The organism is Achromobacter spanius, assembly GCF_002966795.1.
GTDB lineage: Bacteria > Pseudomonadota > Gammaproteobacteria > Burkholderiales > Burkholderiaceae_B > Achromobacter > Achromobacter spanius_D.
In genome coordinates, this window is the sequence record NZ_CP023270.1 from 1262806 (window position 1) to 1279928 (window position 17123).

General features: G+C 66.1%; 17 protein-coding genes. 13 read left to right on the forward strand and 4 right to left on the reverse strand.

The window, feature by feature from the left end:
• Positions 1 to 88: 88 nt before the first annotated feature.
• Positions 89 to 580 carry a MarR family winged helix-turn-helix transcriptional regulator gene (locus CLM73_RS05655; RefSeq protein ID WP_105237663.1) on the reverse strand — a complete coding sequence of 164 codons (492 nt, stop codon included), beginning with the start codon at positions 578 to 580 and terminating at the stop codon, positions 89 to 91.
• Positions 581 to 714: 134 nt separating this feature from the next.
• On the opposite strand from CLM73_RS05655, the gene CLM73_RS05660 reads away from it, so the two are divergent.
• The 10 genes from CLM73_RS05660 to CLM73_RS05705 all read left to right on the forward strand — a co-directional run bounded on the left by CLM73_RS05660 (position 715) and on the right by CLM73_RS05705 (position 10730).
• On the forward strand, positions 715 to 1980 hold the full coding sequence (locus CLM73_RS05660; protein ID WP_105237664.1) for a flavin-dependent oxidoreductase: 1266 nt from the start codon (positions 715 to 717) through the stop codon (positions 1978 to 1980).
• The gene (locus CLM73_RS05665) at positions 1977 to 2462 is read left to right on the forward strand and encodes a DUF3237 domain-containing protein (RefSeq protein ID WP_105237665.1); all 486 of its coding nucleotides are present in this window, start codon (positions 1977 to 1979) and stop codon (positions 2460 to 2462) included. The genes CLM73_RS05660 and CLM73_RS05665 overlap by 4 nt, the downstream gene beginning before the upstream one ends.
• A 45-nt stretch (positions 2463 to 2507) precedes the next feature.
• On the forward strand, positions 2508 to 3473 hold the full coding sequence (locus CLM73_RS05670) for a Bug family tripartite tricarboxylate transporter substrate binding protein (RefSeq protein WP_105237666.1): 966 nt from the start codon (positions 2508 to 2510) through the stop codon (positions 3471 to 3473).
• A gap of 73 nt (positions 3474 to 3546) precedes the next feature.
• Positions 3547 to 4077, forward strand: coding sequence for a hypothetical protein (locus CLM73_RS05675; RefSeq protein ID WP_105237667.1), 531 nt, complete (start codon positions 3547 to 3549; stop codon positions 4075 to 4077).
• 195 nt (positions 4078 to 4272) lie between these two features.
• Entirely contained in the window at positions 4273 to 4872 is a 600-nt protein-coding gene (locus CLM73_RS05680; RefSeq protein WP_105237668.1) for a nitroreductase family protein, read from the forward strand.
• A 212-nt stretch (positions 4873 to 5084) separates the two neighbouring features.
• Complete coding sequence (locus CLM73_RS05685; RefSeq protein WP_105237669.1) at positions 5085 to 5513, forward strand: VOC family protein; 429 nt, start codon at positions 5085 to 5087, stop codon at positions 5511 to 5513.
• A gap of 13 nt (positions 5514 to 5526) precedes the next feature.
• On the forward strand, positions 5527 to 6453 hold the full coding sequence (locus tag CLM73_RS05690; protein ID WP_105237670.1) for a LysR substrate-binding domain-containing protein: 927 nt from the start codon (positions 5527 to 5529) through the stop codon (positions 6451 to 6453).
• Positions 6454 to 6586: 133 nt separating this feature from the next.
• A complete protein-coding gene (locus tag CLM73_RS05695; protein WP_234015814.1) occupies positions 6587 to 8671 on the forward strand; it encodes a DUF4387 family protein in 2085 nt (694 codons plus the stop codon).
• A gap of 127 nt (positions 8672 to 8798) precedes the next feature.
• Complete coding sequence (locus CLM73_RS05700) at positions 8799 to 9626, forward strand: lysozyme inhibitor LprI family protein (RefSeq protein WP_105237671.1); 828 nt, start codon at positions 8799 to 8801, stop codon at positions 9624 to 9626.
• A gap of 273 nt (positions 9627 to 9899) precedes the next feature.
• On the forward strand, positions 9900 to 10730 hold the full coding sequence (locus CLM73_RS05705) for an META and DUF4377 domain-containing protein (protein WP_105237672.1): 831 nt from the start codon (positions 9900 to 9902) through the stop codon (positions 10728 to 10730).
• A 76-nt stretch (positions 10731 to 10806) separates the two neighbouring features.
• Here the strand turns inward: CLM73_RS05705 and CLM73_RS05710 are convergent, their stop codons facing one another.
• From CLM73_RS05710 to CLM73_RS05720, 3 genes are all read right to left on the reverse strand, one after another.
• Positions 10807 to 11250, reverse strand: coding sequence for a CopD family copper resistance protein (locus CLM73_RS05710; RefSeq protein WP_105241396.1), 444 nt, complete (start codon positions 11248 to 11250; stop codon positions 10807 to 10809).
• A 271-nt stretch (positions 11251 to 11521) separates the two neighbouring features.
• Positions 11522 to 13984, reverse strand: coding sequence for a penicillin acylase family protein (locus tag CLM73_RS05715; protein WP_105237673.1), 2463 nt, complete (start codon positions 13982 to 13984; stop codon positions 11522 to 11524).
• A gap of 120 nt (positions 13985 to 14104) precedes the next feature.
• Positions 14105 to 14314 carry a hypothetical protein gene (locus CLM73_RS05720; RefSeq protein WP_105237674.1) on the reverse strand — a complete coding sequence of 70 codons (210 nt, stop codon included), beginning with the start codon at positions 14312 to 14314 and terminating at the stop codon, positions 14105 to 14107.
• On the opposite strand from CLM73_RS05720, the gene CLM73_RS05725 reads away from it, so the two are divergent.
• From CLM73_RS05725 to CLM73_RS05735, 3 genes are all read left to right on the forward strand, one after another.
• Positions 14313 to 15362 carry a hypothetical protein gene (locus CLM73_RS05725; protein WP_105237675.1) on the forward strand — a complete coding sequence of 350 codons (1050 nt, stop codon included), beginning with the start codon at positions 14313 to 14315 and terminating at the stop codon, positions 15360 to 15362. The genes CLM73_RS05720 and CLM73_RS05725 overlap by 2 nt on opposite strands.
• 137 nt (positions 15363 to 15499) lie before the next feature.
• The gene (locus CLM73_RS05730) at positions 15500 to 16015 is read left to right on the forward strand and encodes a sigma-70 family RNA polymerase sigma factor (protein ID WP_234015815.1); all 516 of its coding nucleotides are present in this window, start codon (positions 15500 to 15502) and stop codon (positions 16013 to 16015) included.
• Positions 16016 to 16027: 12 nt separating this feature from the next.
• Positions 16028 to 17050 (forward strand): FecR family protein, encoded by a 1023-nt coding sequence (locus tag CLM73_RS05735; RefSeq protein ID WP_105237677.1) that lies wholly within the window; start codon positions 16028 to 16030, stop codon positions 17048 to 17050.
• The last annotated feature ends 73 nt before the right edge of the window (positions 17051 to 17123 follow it).

The following is a 17123-nucleotide window of genomic DNA, read 5'->3' on the forward strand; positions in this document are numbered from 1 at the left end:
TAATTCTCGAATACGATAGTTTTTTGACGACGCTGAAGTAATAGGGGAATGCCCGGATTGGGGGCAAAGACGCGATATCGGGGTCGCGTTACCCCAGCTTGCCCAGCAACCCGATCAGCTTGCGGCGATCCGCCGCGCCCAGTTTTCCGCTGATGCGCGCGTCGTGCGCCTGCACGGCTTCCGTGATGGCGGCCAGTGCGTCGTGGCCGGCCGGCGTCATGGCCAGCGCGTAGGCGCGCCGGTCGCGTTCGGCCTCCTGACGCTCCACGTAGCCCAGTTCCTGCAGCTGGTTGACGATCTGCACCGCGCCGGAACGCGCGATGCCCAGGATGCGGGCCAGGTCGGTGAGCTTGAGGCTTTCGTTCGCGGCGATCAGCGTCAGCGCCGAGTAGCGCTGCGGCGTGATGTCCCACGGCGCCAGCGCGGCCAGGAAGTCTTCGTAGATCAGGATCTGCGCGCGGCGGATGGCGTAGCCGACCAGATCGTCCAGCGCCCCGTACTGAATGCCGGGCACATGCGGATCGAAGTGTTCGCCGCGGGCAGCAGGGCGGCGAGGGCGTGGTGCGGAGGCTCTGGACATTGGGGGCGGATCGCGAACGGGGCCTCAACACTAATGCAGGCGTCGCCGCCGCGCCACCGGATTGCGGGAAATCCCTCGTGCGAAACGCGGGGCGATTTTGTTATGTTGCATAACAAATAAGACCAGGAGTAGACATGCAAATCGTCATTGTCGGCGCCGGTATCGGCGGGCTGACCCTTGCGCTGATGCTGCATCGGCGCGGCATCGGCTGCCGCATCTATGAAAGCGCGCAGGAATTGCGGCCCTTGGGCGTGGGCATCAATCTGTTGCCGCATGCGGTCAGCGAGATTGAACAGCTGGGCCTCATGCCCGAGCTGGCCGAACGCGCCATCGAGACCTCGCAGCTTCACTACTACAACAAGCTTGGCCAGCCGATCTGGCGCGAGCCGCGCGGCCTGCAGGCCGGTTATCCGCTGCCGCAGTTTTCGGTGCATCGCGGCGAATTCCAGATGCTGCTGGCGCAGGCCGTGCGCGATCGGCTCGGCTCGGACGCCATCGTGCCGGGCATGGTGCTGGAATCGGCCAGCCAGGATGCGGGGGGCGTGCAAGCGCAGTTCCGTCGTCGCGCGGACAACGCGGTGCAGACCGTGCACGGCGACATCCTGGTGGGCGCTGACGGCATCCACTCGGCGCTGCGCCGCCAGCTGCATCCGGTGGGAGACGATCCCCGGTTTTCCGGGCGCATGCTGTGGCGCGCCGTGACCGAAGCGCCGCCCTATCTGGACGGGCGCAGCATGTTCATGGCGGGACACCAGGACCAGAAATTCGTCTGCTACCCCATCTCGGAACCGTTGCGCAAGCAAGGCCGCTCGCTCATCAATTGGATCGCCGAGCTGTCGATCCCCGGCGCGGAACTGCCCGCCACCGACTGGAATCGCAAGGTCGACAAGTCCGTCTTCGCGGACCGCTTTGCCGACTGGCGCTGGGACTGGATCGACATCCCTGCCATCATCGACGGCGCCGAGGCGATCTACGAATTTCCGCTGGTGGACCGCGACCCGTTGCCGCGCTGGACGCGCGGCCGCATCACGCTATTGGGCGACGCGGCGCATCCGATGTATCCCATTGGCTCCAACGGATCCGCCCAGGCAATCCTGGACGCACGCTGCCTGGCCGACTGGCTCGGCGAGGCCGAGCGTGGCAAGACGCGCTCGGCAGAGATCGCGCTGCTGGAGTACGAGGCCGAACGCCTGCCGCGCACCGCCGGCATCGTGCTGCGCAACCGTTTAAACGGTCCCGAGCAGGTGATGCAGATGGCCGAGGAACGCGCGCCGCAAGGCTTCGCGAACATCAACGACGTGATATCGGGCGAAGAGCTGGCGGCGGTGTCGCTGCGCTACAAGCAGTTGGCGGGCTTTGATCCCGCGGCGCTGCGCCTTGCCCGCGGAGAAAAGCCATGAGCGGCCCCGACGCCAATAACGAAGCCCTCGCGCCCCGGCTGGAACACGTGACCACCGTCGTGGTCGACGTGGGCGCGCCACAAGAAGTGGGCGACACGCCGCAGGGCCGGCGCCGCGTGATCCCGATCACCGGCGGCACGGTCGAAGGCCCGCGCCTCTCGGGCAAAGTGCTGCCCGGCGGCGCGGACTTTCAGATCATCCGCTCGGCCACGTTCACGGACATCCACGCGCGCTACGTGATCGAGACGCCCGCAGGCGAGCGCGTGTATGTCGAGAACACCGGCATCCGCACGGGCAGCGCCGAGGACATCGCGCGGCTGGCGCGCGGCGAAGCCGTCGACCCGGCACGCATCTACTTTCGCAGTTATCCCCGCTTTGAGACGTCGTCGCCCGCGCTCGGCTGGATGAACGAAAGCCTGTTCATCGGTACGGGTGCGCGCTATCCCGACCGCGTCGAACTGCGCTTCTATCGCATTTGCTGAACCCGCGGCAGCCGCCGCGGCATTAAAAAAAACCAGGAGACAACCATGCAAACGATGTTGCGCCGCCTGCTGGGCGGTTTGATGCTGTGCCTGCCGCTTGCGGCAGCCGCCCAGTTTCCCAATGGGCCTGTGCGCCTGAACGTGGGTTTTCCGCCCGGCACGGGGCCGGACATCGTCGCCCGCACCCTGTCCCAGCACATGGGGCCGATCCTGGGCGAAAGCGTGGTGGTGGAGAACAAGGTTGGCGCGGGCGGGCAGATCGCCGCGCAGACGGTCGCGCGCAGTCCGGCCGACGGCCAGACGCTGCTGCTGGGCGAAGTCGGCTCCATCAGCATTTCGCCCGCCACCTATCGCAACCTGAACTACGATCCGCCCCGCGACTTCGCGCCGATCTCCGAGGTGGTGCGTGCCGACTTCGTGCTGGTGGTGCCGGCCAGCTCGCCCTACAAGGACCTGGCGGCGTTCATCGATGCCGCGAAAAAGGCGCCGGACCGCGTGAACTTTGCCACCTTCGGCGCGGGCACGCCGGGCCATTTCGGCGCGGAGCTGTTTGCGCGCGAGGCGGGCCTGAAGATCGAAGCGATTCATTACCGTTCAACGGGCGATGCCGTGTCGGGATTGGTGTCCGGGGGCGTGCAGGCGGCCTTTGTGACGACGGCGCTGGCCGCGCCCCAGGTGCAGGGCGGCAAGCTGCGCGCGCTGGCCACCACCGGCGCGAAGCGCTCGCCCGCCTTGGCTGACGTGCCGACCTTCGCGGAGGGCGGCCTGCCGGCGGTCAACTTCGGCGCCTGGTTCGCGCTGTTTGCGCCGGCCGGCACGCCGGACGCCGTGCTGACCCGCTTGCAGGCCGACAGCGCCGCCGCGCTGCGCCAGCCGGCCGCCGTGAAGACGCTGGGCGACGCCGGATTCGTCGTCGTGGGCTCGGACCGGCAGGCGCTGCAGGCCCTGCTGACGGCGGAATCGAAGCGCTGGGCCGACGTGGTGAAGGCGACGGGGTTCCGCGCCGACTGACGGATCGAGGGGATCGGCAATTGTCTATAGTCACGGGTTTTTCAATCTTCGCGCTTCACAGGAGACCCGCTGCATGTCCGATCCCACGTCCGATCCCACATTCGATCACGTCCTTTCCCATCCGCCCCGTTGCCTGAACGGCGTGCGCACGGAGCAAGCGCCGTTGCTCGTGGAGGACCGCGGCGAGGTCGCTGTCGCGTTCCGCCTGCTGGGCGCGGACGGGGCGCAGACGGGCGAAATCTTCGGGTTTGACCTGCGCGATTACAACGAATACGTCGAGGACTACGAGTTCGTCTCTCCGCTGGCCGTGAAATGGGAGGGCACGCCGGAGGGCGTCGTGGTGTTCGACAGCGACATCCACGGCTATCACGGCGAGCTGGACTGCTCGGCCAAGATCCGCGGCGAGGGGGCGGCACAGGCCTTTGCCTGCCCCGCCTGCCAGGGCACGCGGTTCAGCGTCTTCGCGCAGTTCGACTACGACGGCACGGACGAGCTCTGGGAAGAAGACCCGGACACCGTGCAGAACTTCTTCAGCAATCTCATCGTGGCGGGCCAGTGCGCGTCCTGCGATACGGTGACGCGCGTCCTGGACATGGATCTTTGACCAGAGCGGACGTCTGACGGCGGCCGTCGGAAGGTGGTCGACTCATCGCGCAGATCGCACGTTTCGGCCCCTTTGACACCACCGATGGAACAGTATGTTCCAGCCAAAGTGCGTTTGAACGGGTATTCGCGTCATGGTCGAGCCGGTAGAATGCCTTCCATCGTCATCTCTATCTACTGGTCGAAAGGTCAAATAATGAGCAACGCATATCTCGAAGCGCTCAAGCAGCGCCGCACGCAGTATTCGCTGGGCCGCAACCTGTCGGCCTCCAAGGAAGAACTGACCACGCTGATCCAGGACGCGATCAAGCTCAGCCCGTCCTCCTTCAACTCGCAAAGCTCGCGCGCCGTGATCCTGTTTGGCGCCGAAAGCGACAAGCTCTGGAACCTGGCCACGGAAGAAGTGCGCAAGGTTGCGCCCGCCGAAGGTTTCGACAAGACCGAAGCCAAGCTCAAGAGCTTTGCCGCCGGCGTGGGCACGATCCTGTTCTTCGAAGACCAGGACGTGGTGCGCAGCCTTCAGGAAAAGTTTGCGCTGTACGCCGACAACTTCCCGGTCTGGTCCGAGCAATCGGGCGGCATGGCCCAGTTGTCCGTGTGGACCGCGCTGGCCAACGCTGGCGTCGGCGCCAGCCTGCAGCACTACAACCCGCTGATCGACGCCGCCGTCGCGCGCGAATGGAACGTTCCCGCCTACTGGAAGCTGCGCGCGCAGATGCCGTTTGGCTCGAACGAAGCCGGTTTCGGCGACAAGCCTTTCATGGACGACGCCGAGCGCTTCCGCGTGTTTGGCTGATCGAACCGGGGGACGTGCCGCGCACGCTCCACATGACCGCGGTCTTCAGGCCCGCATTGCTCAACAGGGCAATGCGGGCCTTGTCATTGCGTAGCCGGATCAAGGCCGAAATGCCGGCACGCCTCGTGGTGGTATCCGTTTGACCGAACCCCCATATTGGCCACGCCGGATGGCGCTATAGTCGATCGATCCCCTACCAGGAAGGAGACGTCATGCAGACTAACGAGATTCATCGCGGCCGCCTGATCGATCACATCCAGCTCGTCGTGCGCGACCTGCCGGCCAGCCAGCGTTTCTACCAGGCGGTGTTCGATGCCCTGGAGGTGCCAATGGGCGGCACGGCCGATGATTATTTCTGGGCGGACGAGCTCTTTGTCTCGTCGGCCGACAGCCAGGCCGCGCTGGGCCAATTGACGGGACGCCACCATCTTGCGTTCCAGGCGCGCGATCAGGCGATGGTCGACGCGTTCTACAAGGCGGCGCTGGCCCACGGCGGCAAGGACAACGGCGCGCCGGGGTTTCGCGAATATCACCCCGGCTACTACGGCGCCTTCGTGCTGGATCCGGACGGCAACAACATCGAAGCCGTGTTCCATGGCCAAGCCCAGCGCAGCGCGCCGTCGGTCACCGTGACGTTCTGACCGGAGCGTTTCCGTGCAGCTGCGCCATCTCCGGTACTTCGTGAAGATCGTTGAGGCGGGCAGTTTTTCCCGCGCGGCGGCGCTCATTCCGGTGGCGCAGCCCGCGCTCAGCCAGCAGATCGCGGCACTGGAAGAAGAACTGGGCGTGACGCTGCTGCATCGCAGCGCGCGAGGCGCGCGTCCCACGGCCGCGGGCGCCGCGCTCTACACGGAAGCCGCTTCCATCCTGAGCCGCATGGAGCGCATCCCGCAGATCGTGCGCTCGCTCAGCGGCGACATCCAAGGCGTCGTGCGCATCGGCATGTCGTCCACGCTGGCGTCGTTTCTGGCCGGCGAACTGATGGAAAAGTGCCGCACGGCGCTGCCCAAGATCAGCCTGCGCTTCAGTAGCGACGCCAGCGGCCAGCTGGGCGCCCGCATCCGCGACAGCTCGCTCGACCTGGCGCTGGTGTTCGAAGACGAACCGACCACGGGTCTCGCGCGCCAAGCGCTGTTCCGGCAACGGCTGTTCGTGATCAGCCCGCGCAAACCCGGGCGCCGGCCGTCGGCCATGCGCTTCGAGCAACTGGCCGACATGCCGCTCATCCTGCCCGCGCATCCCAACATGACCCGCAACCTGCTGGACCGGCTGTTTTCCGAGGCCGGCATCGCGCCGCAGGTGGTGGCGGAAACCGAGGTCTTTTCCGGCATGCTGTCGGCCGTGCAGGCGGGCATTGGCCACACCATCCTGCCGCTGGGCGACTTCTCGGGCCAGCCGGGCAACGCGATGGTGTCGGCCGTGCTGATCGAACCGCCCGTCTATCTGACGGCGGCGGTCATTGCATCCAACGACGTGCCGCTGGCCCCGCCCGCCGAAGCGGTGCGCACCCTGCTCAGCGAGTTCGTGATGCAGCACGTGCAGGAAAGGGGACTGGCCGGCGCGGAGCCGCTGCCTTCCTGACGCGCCGCTAAAAGGCCATATCCGCGGCCGATACCCGCATAGCAACATAGTATTTTTCCAGCGTCGCCGGCAGGCGCAATCTTCACTCCCATGCAGCAACCGCAATGTCTGCGGCCTGCAGAACTGGAGAGTGATGATGGCAAAGCTGGTTTATCGCGTGGTGTCCGCGTGCGGCGCGTTGGGATATGGATTTCCCCGTGAATCGCTGCAAAAGGCGCTGGAAGGGCGGATCGACGCCGTGATCTCGGATGCGGGATCGATGGACGCCGGCCCCTATTACCTGGGCACGGGAACCGAATACTTCGAACGCGAGGCCGTGAAGGCGGACTTTCGCCACATGGTCGAGGCGGGCGAACGCATCGAGGGGCCGGTCATCCTGGGAAGCTGCGGCATGGCGGGCGGCAATCGCAACCTGGACTGGATGATCGACGTCGCCAAGGAAGTGTTTGACGAGCTGGGCGTGAAGGACCGCGCCGTGGCCGTCATCCGGTCCGAGCTGGACCCGGCCAGCGTGATCCGCGAATTCCGCGCGGGCGCGCTTCGGCCCACGGGCGCCGGGCCGGAGCTGGATGCAGCGGCGCTCGAAGAGAGCACCATCGTGGGTCAGATGGGCGTGCATCCGCTCATCACCGCGCTGGAAAGCGGCGCGAAGTATGTGCTGGCCGGCCGCGCGTGCGACATCGCGCTGTTCGCGTCCGACATGATCCGCCGCGGCATCGACCCGGGTCTGGCGTACCACGTGGGCCACGTGCTGGAATGCGGCGCGCTGGCCTGCGACCCGGGCTCGCCGTCAGATTGCCTGGTCGCCGAAATCTACGACGACGGCACGGCGCTCTTCGTGGCGCCGGACTCGGGACGGCGCTGCACGCCGTACTCGATTGCGGCGCACTCGCTCTACGAGGAAAGCCATCCGCAACTGCAGTTCTATCCCGAAGGCATTCTGGCGATGGAACACACGGAGTTCTTCGCGCGCGACGCCCGCACCGCCGGCATCCGCAACAGCCAGTTCGTGCATGCGGGCAAGCCGTGGCCGTGGAGCATCAAGCTGGAGGGCACACGGCGGCTGGGCAAGCGCAAGGTGTCGCTGGTCCACCTGGATCCTGCGGACCTGCCGCGCGTGCCCGGCGACGTGCTGGTCTATGGCCGCAACGGCGTCCAGGCCGTGCCGCTGCGCGAGGGCGAAAAGGAGCTGGGCCTGATTGTCGAAACGTGCGCGGCGACGCCGCAGGCGGCCGAAACGCTGGCCAGTCTGCTGACCCACTATCTGATCCACTACGGTTACGCGGGCCGCAAGGCCACGGCCGGCAACATCGCCTATCCGCTGTCGCCCAATCTGGTGAGCTTCCGGCGCGAGGACGGGCAGTACGGCGCGGTGGTGCCCAGCGGCACGCGCGATCCGGTGTTCCAGGCCAATTACCCGATGATCAAGGACGCGGTCATCACGCTGGTTCAGGCGGAATTTCCGGATGCGCTGCGCGCCGCAACATGGAAAATCCATGAGGCCGATGCGAGCCATCCGGTCGCGCTGGTGCGCACCATCGACCGCGATCCGCGTGTGCTTGCCGATCGCCATCAAGCCGACCTGCAACGCCTGCTGTCGCTGGCCGCCGCGCGCGACGGCTCGCGGCTGGACATGGATGCGGGCGATGCCTACGAATGGACGCTGTACCACCTGCTGCTGAACGAGGACATCATCAAGAACCGCATGTTCCCGATCACGTATTTCCGCGCAAACGGCGCGGCGTGGACGGAAAGCGGATCCGCCCGGCCGCGGTATTACGACATCGGCATCACGGACTACACGGGCAATCTGGACGATCGCACGCTGTCCCTGATCGCTGACGTGCCGCCCGACGGCACGCCCCAGCGCGAACAGCCGCTGATCGACATGGCCGTGGTGGTCCGCAGCAAGGACGCGGGCATCAACCGGTTGACGTTCGACATCGTGTTCAACTCGGCTGCCGACTACGAGGCGGCGCTGCGCTCGAACGTGTTCTGCCCGGCCAACGTGGCGCGGGTGCTGGGCGTGGCGCCCGAGCGCGTGGTCGGCACGTTCTTCGTGGATAGCTGCAACGCCATCAAGCTGACCATCGACCGCCCGAACATTTCGGCTTCGCCGGACGAGCGCGACGTGTTCGGGGCGCAGCAGCAGGCCGTCGTCGAGCGTCTGTCGATACCGCATTACGCGGAGCGGCTGGCGATGGCCTCGGCGCTGTAGCGCGCGTTGACGACGCCGCCGATCGCGAACGGGAAGCGCGATCGGCGGCGTGTTGTTGTCGGGTCGTCCCCGGTTTCATGCCAGAATTGCGGGCTGTCCAACCGCCATCGAACCCGAGAAGAATCCGATGAAACCTGGAATTCCCGCCCTACGGTTGTTGTCCCTGGCTGGCTTGTTCGCATTGTCCGCGCCCGCGCTGGCCATCGATTGCAAGAAGGCCGCCACCGGCGTCGAGAAGCTGATCTGCACCGACCGCGGCGCGGTATCCGCCGATGCGGAATTGAATCGCAGCTACAGCGCGCTGTTGAAGGCCGCGCCCGATGCCGAGATCCGCACCATGCTGGTCGACGGCCAGAAACGTTGGCTGGCGGCGCGCGACAACGCACTGGAAAGATTGATCGAGTCGCCCGACCTCCTGCCCGACGGCAAAACCCCCGCGCAGGCCGCGCGCAGCCTGATGCTTGCGCGCAGCGCCGAGTTCAAGGAAAAGGCCAAGGGGTCTGACACCCCGGTCCTGATCGCGCGGGCGCTGGATCAGCGCAAGTTCCGGGCGCAGTTCACCGGCGGTCCGTTTGCCGGTTTCGCGTCCTCGTGCGACGTGCTGCCGCCCGACTACAACAACTACTCCTGCTTTGCGACCCGCCATTACCAGCACAATGACCGCGTCTGCTCGATCGACGAATACTGGGCTTCCGGCGGCGTCTACACGAAGCGCTACGTGGCCAACGTGGTGAACGGCAAGCCCAAGGTCATCGCGTCGTGCTCGTTCAGCAGCGCCGACGAAGCGTGCGACGACGGCAATGGCAAGACCCATTGGAACCGGTCGCCGGCAAAGCCTGATTTCAGTTATGCCGACAAGCCGCTGCCGAAAATCGACGGCGACATCTTCGATACCGACGACTACGAATGGGCGCAGGCTTGCCTGGCGAGCCCGGCGTATCCCGCGGAAAAGTAGCGCTTGCTGGCGTGCGCGGCCGCGCGAGTGTCACACGGGGAAGGTGTCAGACTGTAATTGCGCGCGCGCCGGCCGTGAGGGCTTGGCCGCGCCCGCTGGACGGACATTTCCCGTGTGCGGCACGCGGCGCGCGGACGTTTCGATCGGGCTGTCCGGGGGCTTATAGGCCGCAAGATTTGGAAACGGACTGCTCCGCGCAGCGGTAATTTCGTCCACGCCACGGACGTAGAATCCCGCTTTTCATCAGGGCCACGCGGCTGACAGGAACCAATCATGAAAAAAACCATCCTTCTTGCATCCGTTTGTGCGGCGCTGCTGTCTGCCTGCGCGCCCACGACCTCTCCCCGCGAAGGATCGTCCGCCATGCCTGATTCCGCCACCACGTCCGCCGCCACATCCGCTGCTACTCAGGCCGGCCTGAGCGCCTACCACTGGCGCCTGACGGCCGCCACCGATGCCGCGGGCAAGTCCATCGCCGCGCTGCAAAAGGGCGTCGAGCATCAAGTACGGCTTACCTTCAAGGACGATGGCGTGAACATCCGCGGCGGCTGCAATGCGCAGTTTGGCGGGTACACGTACAAGAACGGCGTGCTGACCATCGCGAACCTGGCGTCAACCATGAAGGCGTGCGAACAAAGCCTGATGCAGCTCGATGCCGAGATCGGCCAGCGTCTGAAGGGCGATCTGCGCGTGACGCTGTCGGGCGACAAGGCCGAGCCCGCGCTGGACCTCACGACGCAGGACGGCAGCGTGCTGAAGTTTGTCGGCGAACCGACGCCCGAAACGCTATACGGCAGCGCGGGCCAGATCATGTTCCTGGAAGTGGCGGCCAAGCGCGCCGAGTGCAGCCATCCGATGATTCCGCACTATCAATGCCTGATGGTGCGCGAACGCAAGTTCAATGACGCCGGCATCGCGCTGCCCGCGCCGGACAAGTGGCAGCCGCTGTACCAGTCGATCGAGGGGTTTGAGCACCAGGACGGCGTGCGCACCGTGCTGCGCGTCAAGCGCTACGACTGGAAGAACCCGCCCGCCGATGCGCCGTCCAAGGTCTACGTGCTGGACATGGTGGTGGAGCAGGACGCGTCGGGCAAACGCAAGTAAGCGTGGGGGGCGCTAGCGAGATCGGCGCGATCAGCGCGGTTAGCGCCCTGTTTGCGGTTAGCGCCTTCGCGCCCCGTCACCAGGTGACGTAGAACATCGCCTTGGCCAGCACGACGATGGCCAGCATGTGGCAGAACACGCTCAGGTGCAGACGGCCTTGCAGCGCACCGGTGAGCTTGCGCTGCTTGGCCAGCACCAGCGCGGTGGCCACATGAACCAGCACACTGACCGCCAGCGCGATCTTGATCGAAAGCAGCAGGCCGAACGATGAGGCCAGCGGCGCGGCCAGCGCGCCGCGGTGCTGCCAGGCCAGCCCCAACCCTGCCAGATACAGCACCACCACCGACCACGGCACCACCGAACGCACGCGCGGCCCGAGCTGGCTGCCCAGCGCCTTGCGCACGTCGGGCGGCAGGCGCCGGTGCACCGGTTCAAGGAACAGCACCTCGAAAGTGACCGTGCCGACAAACAGGAAGGCCGCAAGCAGGTGCAGGATGAGCAGCACGGGATAGAGGGTCATGACGGCATTCTCCGCCCGCAAATGACAGCGCGAAATGACAAACATCAACCGCGCCATCGCAGATTGAATCCCCGCACCAAGCGGCACCCGTCGACCCCAGGTGTCAGACACCCGTGGTGAAGCCGCAACACAATAGGCCCCAGGTGTCAGACACCCGTAGTGAAGCCGCAACACACTAGGCCCCAGGTGTCAGACACCCGTTGTGACGCCGCCACATGCTGACGACATCTTCGACGGGGTGTCTGACACCGATCCAAGCACGCAACTCAGCTCATTTGCCCGCCGGCTGCAGCGTCAGCGTGTCCGACCGCTGGCTCTCCACCTTGGCTCGGCTGAACGCCATCGGGAAATACTCGCCTGTTGCCCAGCCCTTGAGCAGGTCCTGGTAATGCGGGCTGCGCGGATCCGCCGATTGGCCCGGCACGTTCTGCACACGCGAGTTGTCCCAGTCGGACACGTCGATCACCTGGCGGTACGACGCACCGCTGGTCACGCGGTAGTCGCTCTTGCGGAACGTCGCGCGATGCACCGTGTCGTTGTCGCCGCCGACCGGATAGCGCGGCGTGCCCCACGCCTTGGCGGTGTCGGGCGGCAGCAGGCTGGCCAGGCTGTGGTCGAACTGGATGTGGTGCAGCTTGCCCCACTGCCATTGCTTCGAATCCGGCCCCATCTTCGCGGTGAGCTTGGTGAGACCATCGGCCAGCGCCTGCAACAGCAGGGCGTCGCGGCCCTGATCCGGACGAGGACCGAAGGCGGCGTCGGGCGTGGCCAGCTTTTCCAGGGTCTTGCGGGTGGAAAGCTCGCCGAATGCCGCGCGCCCGTTTGCCGGCACATACAGGTCGGTCACGCGCTTGACGACCTCGGGCAGCCAGAACGCATAGACCGTGGCGGCCCGGGAGTCCGTGGCCATGCGGTAGTCCCAGTCCTTCAGCAGGCTCAGCGCTTGGCCGACGTTCGCGTCCGCCGAATTCAACGACTTGGCGTAGCCGCCCAGCGTGCGGGCAGGAATCGACAGGTTGTCGAACTGAAGTTCCTGCGACTGCTGCACGGTCAGCCCCTTGCCGTCGGCCACCACCTCGCGGATGCGCTGGATGCGGAAGGGTTCGGCCCAGGTGCGCGCCGACATGTCCTTGTACGGATAGTTGGCGGGCAGGTTGTACTCGTTGGCCGTGGCGACATAGCCTTCGGGCGGGTTGAAGACGCGGGGCAGGGAGCTGCCGGGCAGCACGCCGCGCCATTCGAAATCGCCGTTGCCGGGCACGGGCAGCATGCCGGACCAGTCGTTGCGCGGACGGATGGGCGCGATGCTGCCGCCGAACCAGCCGATGTTGCCGTCCACGTCCGCGTACACCATGTTTTCGCTGGGCGTGTAGTGCTTTTCCATGCCGGCCACGAACTCGTTCCAGTTCTGCGCCTGATTCAACCGCAGGCTGGCCAGGTAGGCGGCCGTGCCCGGAAATTCCAGGTAGGCGGCGCGCAGGGCGTAGGCCTTGCGCCGGACCGGGTCTTCATGGATGACGGGTCCGTGACGCGTGAACTTCAGGCTGCGCATGGCAGGCGACGCGCCGCGCACCGGAATGTTCTCGTCGATCTGACGCATCTTTTCCCAGCGGCCCTGATAGCGGTATTCGCCGGGATTCGCGGGGTTGGTGTCGTAGACGTACAGGTCTTCTTCGTCGCCGAACGCGAAGATGGTCAGACCGAACGCGATGCGGTCGTTGTGCCCCATCGAGACGCCGGGCAGTGACGGTTCGCCCGCGCCGATCACATTCCAGCCCGGCGCATTCAGGTGGACCATGTAGCGCAGCGACGGCATCGTGATGGAGCGGTGCGGGTCGCCCGCCAGGATGGGCTTGCCGGTGGCGGTGCGTTCGCCGCTCAGCGTCCAGTTGTTGCTTTCGTAGCGCGGCGCCAGTGGATCGAAGGCCGGATCCAGCGACGCGAGCCGGCCCTCGGACAACGCGCTGGCCAGTTTGACGCGTTCATCCGCGGCGAGCGGGCTGCGCGGGAAGTCGCCCGCCTCGAACTTCTGGCCGTCCCGCGCCAGCCGGTAGGTGGTCAGAACGGACTTGTTGATCTGGCGCACATCCAGCCCGGCGGGCACCTGCAGCGCCAAAGGCGGCTCGAAGGTGCTCAGCCCCTGCACGTTGTTCAAGCCCAGTGCGGCGATCTGCTCGGACATCCGCACTTCCTCGCTGACGTTGCGCGTCAGGCCGTAGATGCGGATCAGCGAGGTCTCCGGACTCCAGTAGCCGGGCTCGGTGCCGGTCAGCTTGAATTCCGGCGGAAGCTGGTCGGGATTGGCCTTGACCCAGTTCACGTAGGCGTTGATGCCGTTGGCGAACGCGGTGAGGATGGCCTGGCCTTCGGGGTGGTAGCTGGCGAATTCCGCCTGCATGTCGCCGCGGTACAGGAAGAGGCGCGCGGCGCGGTCCTGCTCGATAAAGCGCGGGCCGAATTGTTCGGCCATCTTCCCTTCGCCCTGGCGTCGCCACAGGTCCAGTTGCCACAGGCGGTCGCGCGCGGCCGAAAAGCCCTGAGCAAAGAACAGGTCCGCCTGGTTCTTGGCGTAGATGTGGGATACGCCGTGTTTGTCTCTGACGATCTCCACGGGCTGCGACAGCCCCGCCATGGCGATCGTGTCCTTCTTGCCGCCTGGCGAGGCGCAACCCGCCAGCACTGCGATCAGGCCGCTTGCCAGCAATGCGGCGGCCCTGCGCTTGAACGTACGCATAGACTTCTCCTCCGGTTATTGATCTTTTCTCTGCCGGCGGTACGCAGGACGCTGGAAGCCGCGCCGAACGCAACACCATGCAGCGACTAGAACTAAAGCAGAAGCGTGGGAAGAACTGTTTTATTTGATTAGATCTGGCAGGACTTGTAACGCTTCGTTGAACACCGCCCACTGGGGGAAGCGCAGCCGGCTGATATCCGGTCCGCAAAATGCGCGTGCCGGCATGAAATTTTTGGTCACGACATCGCGAACCGGCCGGTAAACTCGGGCGCCCCGAACACCGCCGGCGAGCCCCAGGTTCGCCGCCACCGTAACCAGCCATTCATTCATGCCGATCTCCGACCTCGCACGCAGCCTGTCCCGTCCCATCCTTGCCGCCGACGACCTGGAGTCGATGGAGCAGTTCTTTCAGCGGCCCGAGGTCGGCGCCTTTTTGACCCATGCCCGCAACCCGGCGCACACCGCCGCAGCCCTCCAGGAATGCGCGGACCTCCTGCCGCAACTGCATCCTTCCCATGCCGCGGCGCTGGCGCTGATGGGCGGTTCGCTGGTGGAGAGCGGCGCCGATCCCGCCATTCTGTTTCCCACGTTGCACGCGTTGCTGCGCGACTGGCTGCAACGCCTGCGTCCGTTCTGCGCCCAAGAGGTCGAAGAGGACGATGACGAGGTCGAGCAAGCCGACCGCCGGGCCTGGACGGACGCGCAGGGCAGGTTGGCGCAGGTGCCGCAGGATGCGTTCTGGGAGGTCGAAGCCTTGCAGGCCGCCGTCGACGTGCTGGTGCTGCCCATGATGACCATGTTGTTGCGCCACCGCGGCAATCACCAGGCGTTCATCGCCGACGATGCGCTGATGGACATGCTGTACGCCATGGCCACGCTTAACGACAGCCTGCCGTTCGACCAGCTGCATTTCCTGTGGCTGGCGTCGCGTGTCAGCTACGAAGACGAGCTGGTGGTCGTGCTGCCGGCGTCCGGGACGGGCTTCATCGCCGAAGCCCATGCCATCAACAACACCTTCCACGCCTTCACGCTGCTGCAGATCCTGATCGGCGAACACGCACTGGCGCTGCGCGTGCAGCGGGACATCGTCCCGCGCACGCCGGACATGGACGGCGACACCGCCGACTTCCAGTGGCTGCAGGCCGGCGCCTACGCTGGGGGCGAACTGAAGAACATGCTGAAGTGGGCCTGGGGCGAAGCCGCGCTGCGCGATCATCCGTCCCGGCACGGCAGGCGCGTGCTGATCGCGCTGGAAACGGACGAGGGCACGAAGCGCAACTGGTCGGGATTCAACGGCGTCATTCACGAGGCCCATCAGCCGTCGATGACGTTCAAGCGCTATCTGACGCCGGAAGAGGTCGCGTCTTATCTGGCATAAGCCGGTTCAGCCCGCCCGTTGCAGCAAAACATCGGCATATCCGGGGCGCTTGCGCTGCCGGATCGTCTTGGATAGCATTGACAATCATTTTCATTTAAGACCAACAGCTCGCGGGCCGGATTCGAACGGATGTCATCGTGACTGCAGCCATTCCGGCCTCGCCTGTCGAGGTGCTCTACGCCGACCATCACGGTTGGCTCAAGTCGTGGCTGCGCCGCAAGCTGGGATGTTCCGACCAGGCGGCGGATCTGGCGCACGACACCTTCCTGCGCCTGCTGACCACCAAGGAAATCCTGACCGATCTGGCCGAGCCGCGCGCTTACCTGACGACGACGGCGCGCCGTCTGATGCTGGACAAGTTGCGGCGCGAACGCATCGAACAGGCCTACCTGCAAGCGCTGGCGCTGGCCGCGGACTCGTTGCAGCAGGCCGCGCCATCGCCGGAGGCCGTGCTGGGCGCGGTGCAGGCGGTTGAGCAATTGGCGGCTGCCCTGGCCACCCTGGCGCCCAAGGGCCGCGAGGCGTTCCTGCTGCATTACCTGGAAGATGAAAGCCAGCCCGCGGTGGCGCAGCGGCTGGGAATCTCCGTGCGCATGGTGCAGAAGTACCTGGCGCAGGGCTTGGTGCGCTGCCAACACATCCTGTCTGCCTGATCGCGGCCGGCCATGAACGCTGCTGGCGCCCATCCCCCCATTTCCGACGCCGCCGTCGAAGCCGCCGCCTTGTGGGTGGTGCGGCTGAGCGCGGGCGACGCCGCCGAGCGCGAGGCCGCGCGCGCCGGGCTGGAGGCCTGGATACGGCAAAGTCCCGAAAATGAAGCCGCCGCGCGCCGCATGCGCCTGGTGGTCGACCGGATGCAGGATCTGCGCGGGCCGGACGCGCAAACCGCCGCGCCGGCCAGGGCGGGTTTCGACGCGGCGTTCGCCCACGCGAAGGGCGGCCGCGCCAAGCGCCTGGTGCTGTCCGTGGCGGCCTTCGCGCTCATGTCCCTGGCAGGATGGGCGGCGCTGCAGGCGTACCCCGTTCCCTACCTGACGGCGGATATCCGCAGCGCGACCGGCCAATGGCATACGCAGGTGCTTGAAGACGGCACCCGGGTGACGCTCGCCAGCGGCAGCGCGGCGAACGTGCGCTTTGACGCTCAGCGGCGCGTGCTGGAACTGGTGCAGGGCGAGGTGCTGGTCGACGTCGCCAAGGACGCGGCGCGGCCGTTCGTGGTGCGCACGCCCGAGGCGCGGATCACGGCACTGGGCACGCGCTTCGTGGTGGACCGGCGCGATGCGCAAACGGTCTTGACGATGATCGAGTCGCGGGTGCGGGTCGAGGCCGAAGGGGGCGGGGCCGCCGAGGTGCAGGCGGGACAACGCGTGACCATCTCGGCGCAAGGCATCGGGCCGGTGCAACAGGTGGACCCGCGTGAAGTGTCTGACGCCTGGAAGTTCCATCAACTCGTGGCCCGCGACCGGCCGTTGCCCGACGTGCTGGACGCGCTGAACCGGCATCGGCCGGGCCGGATCTTCTACGACCGGGCGGCGCTCGAGAACATACGCATGGCGGTTGTCCTGCCGCTGGACGATACCGACCGGGCGCTGCAGTTGCTGGCCGAAAGCGTGCCGGGGTTGACGCTGCGCACCGTCACGCCCTACCTGGTCTGGGTCGGCAGGGCGCCTTCCGCGCCTGGCCGATAAAAAAAACTGAAAAATTCTCCCGACCGCGGTTCGTGTTTCGGATTCTCGCGCGTCATGTCCTCTGTAGACGATG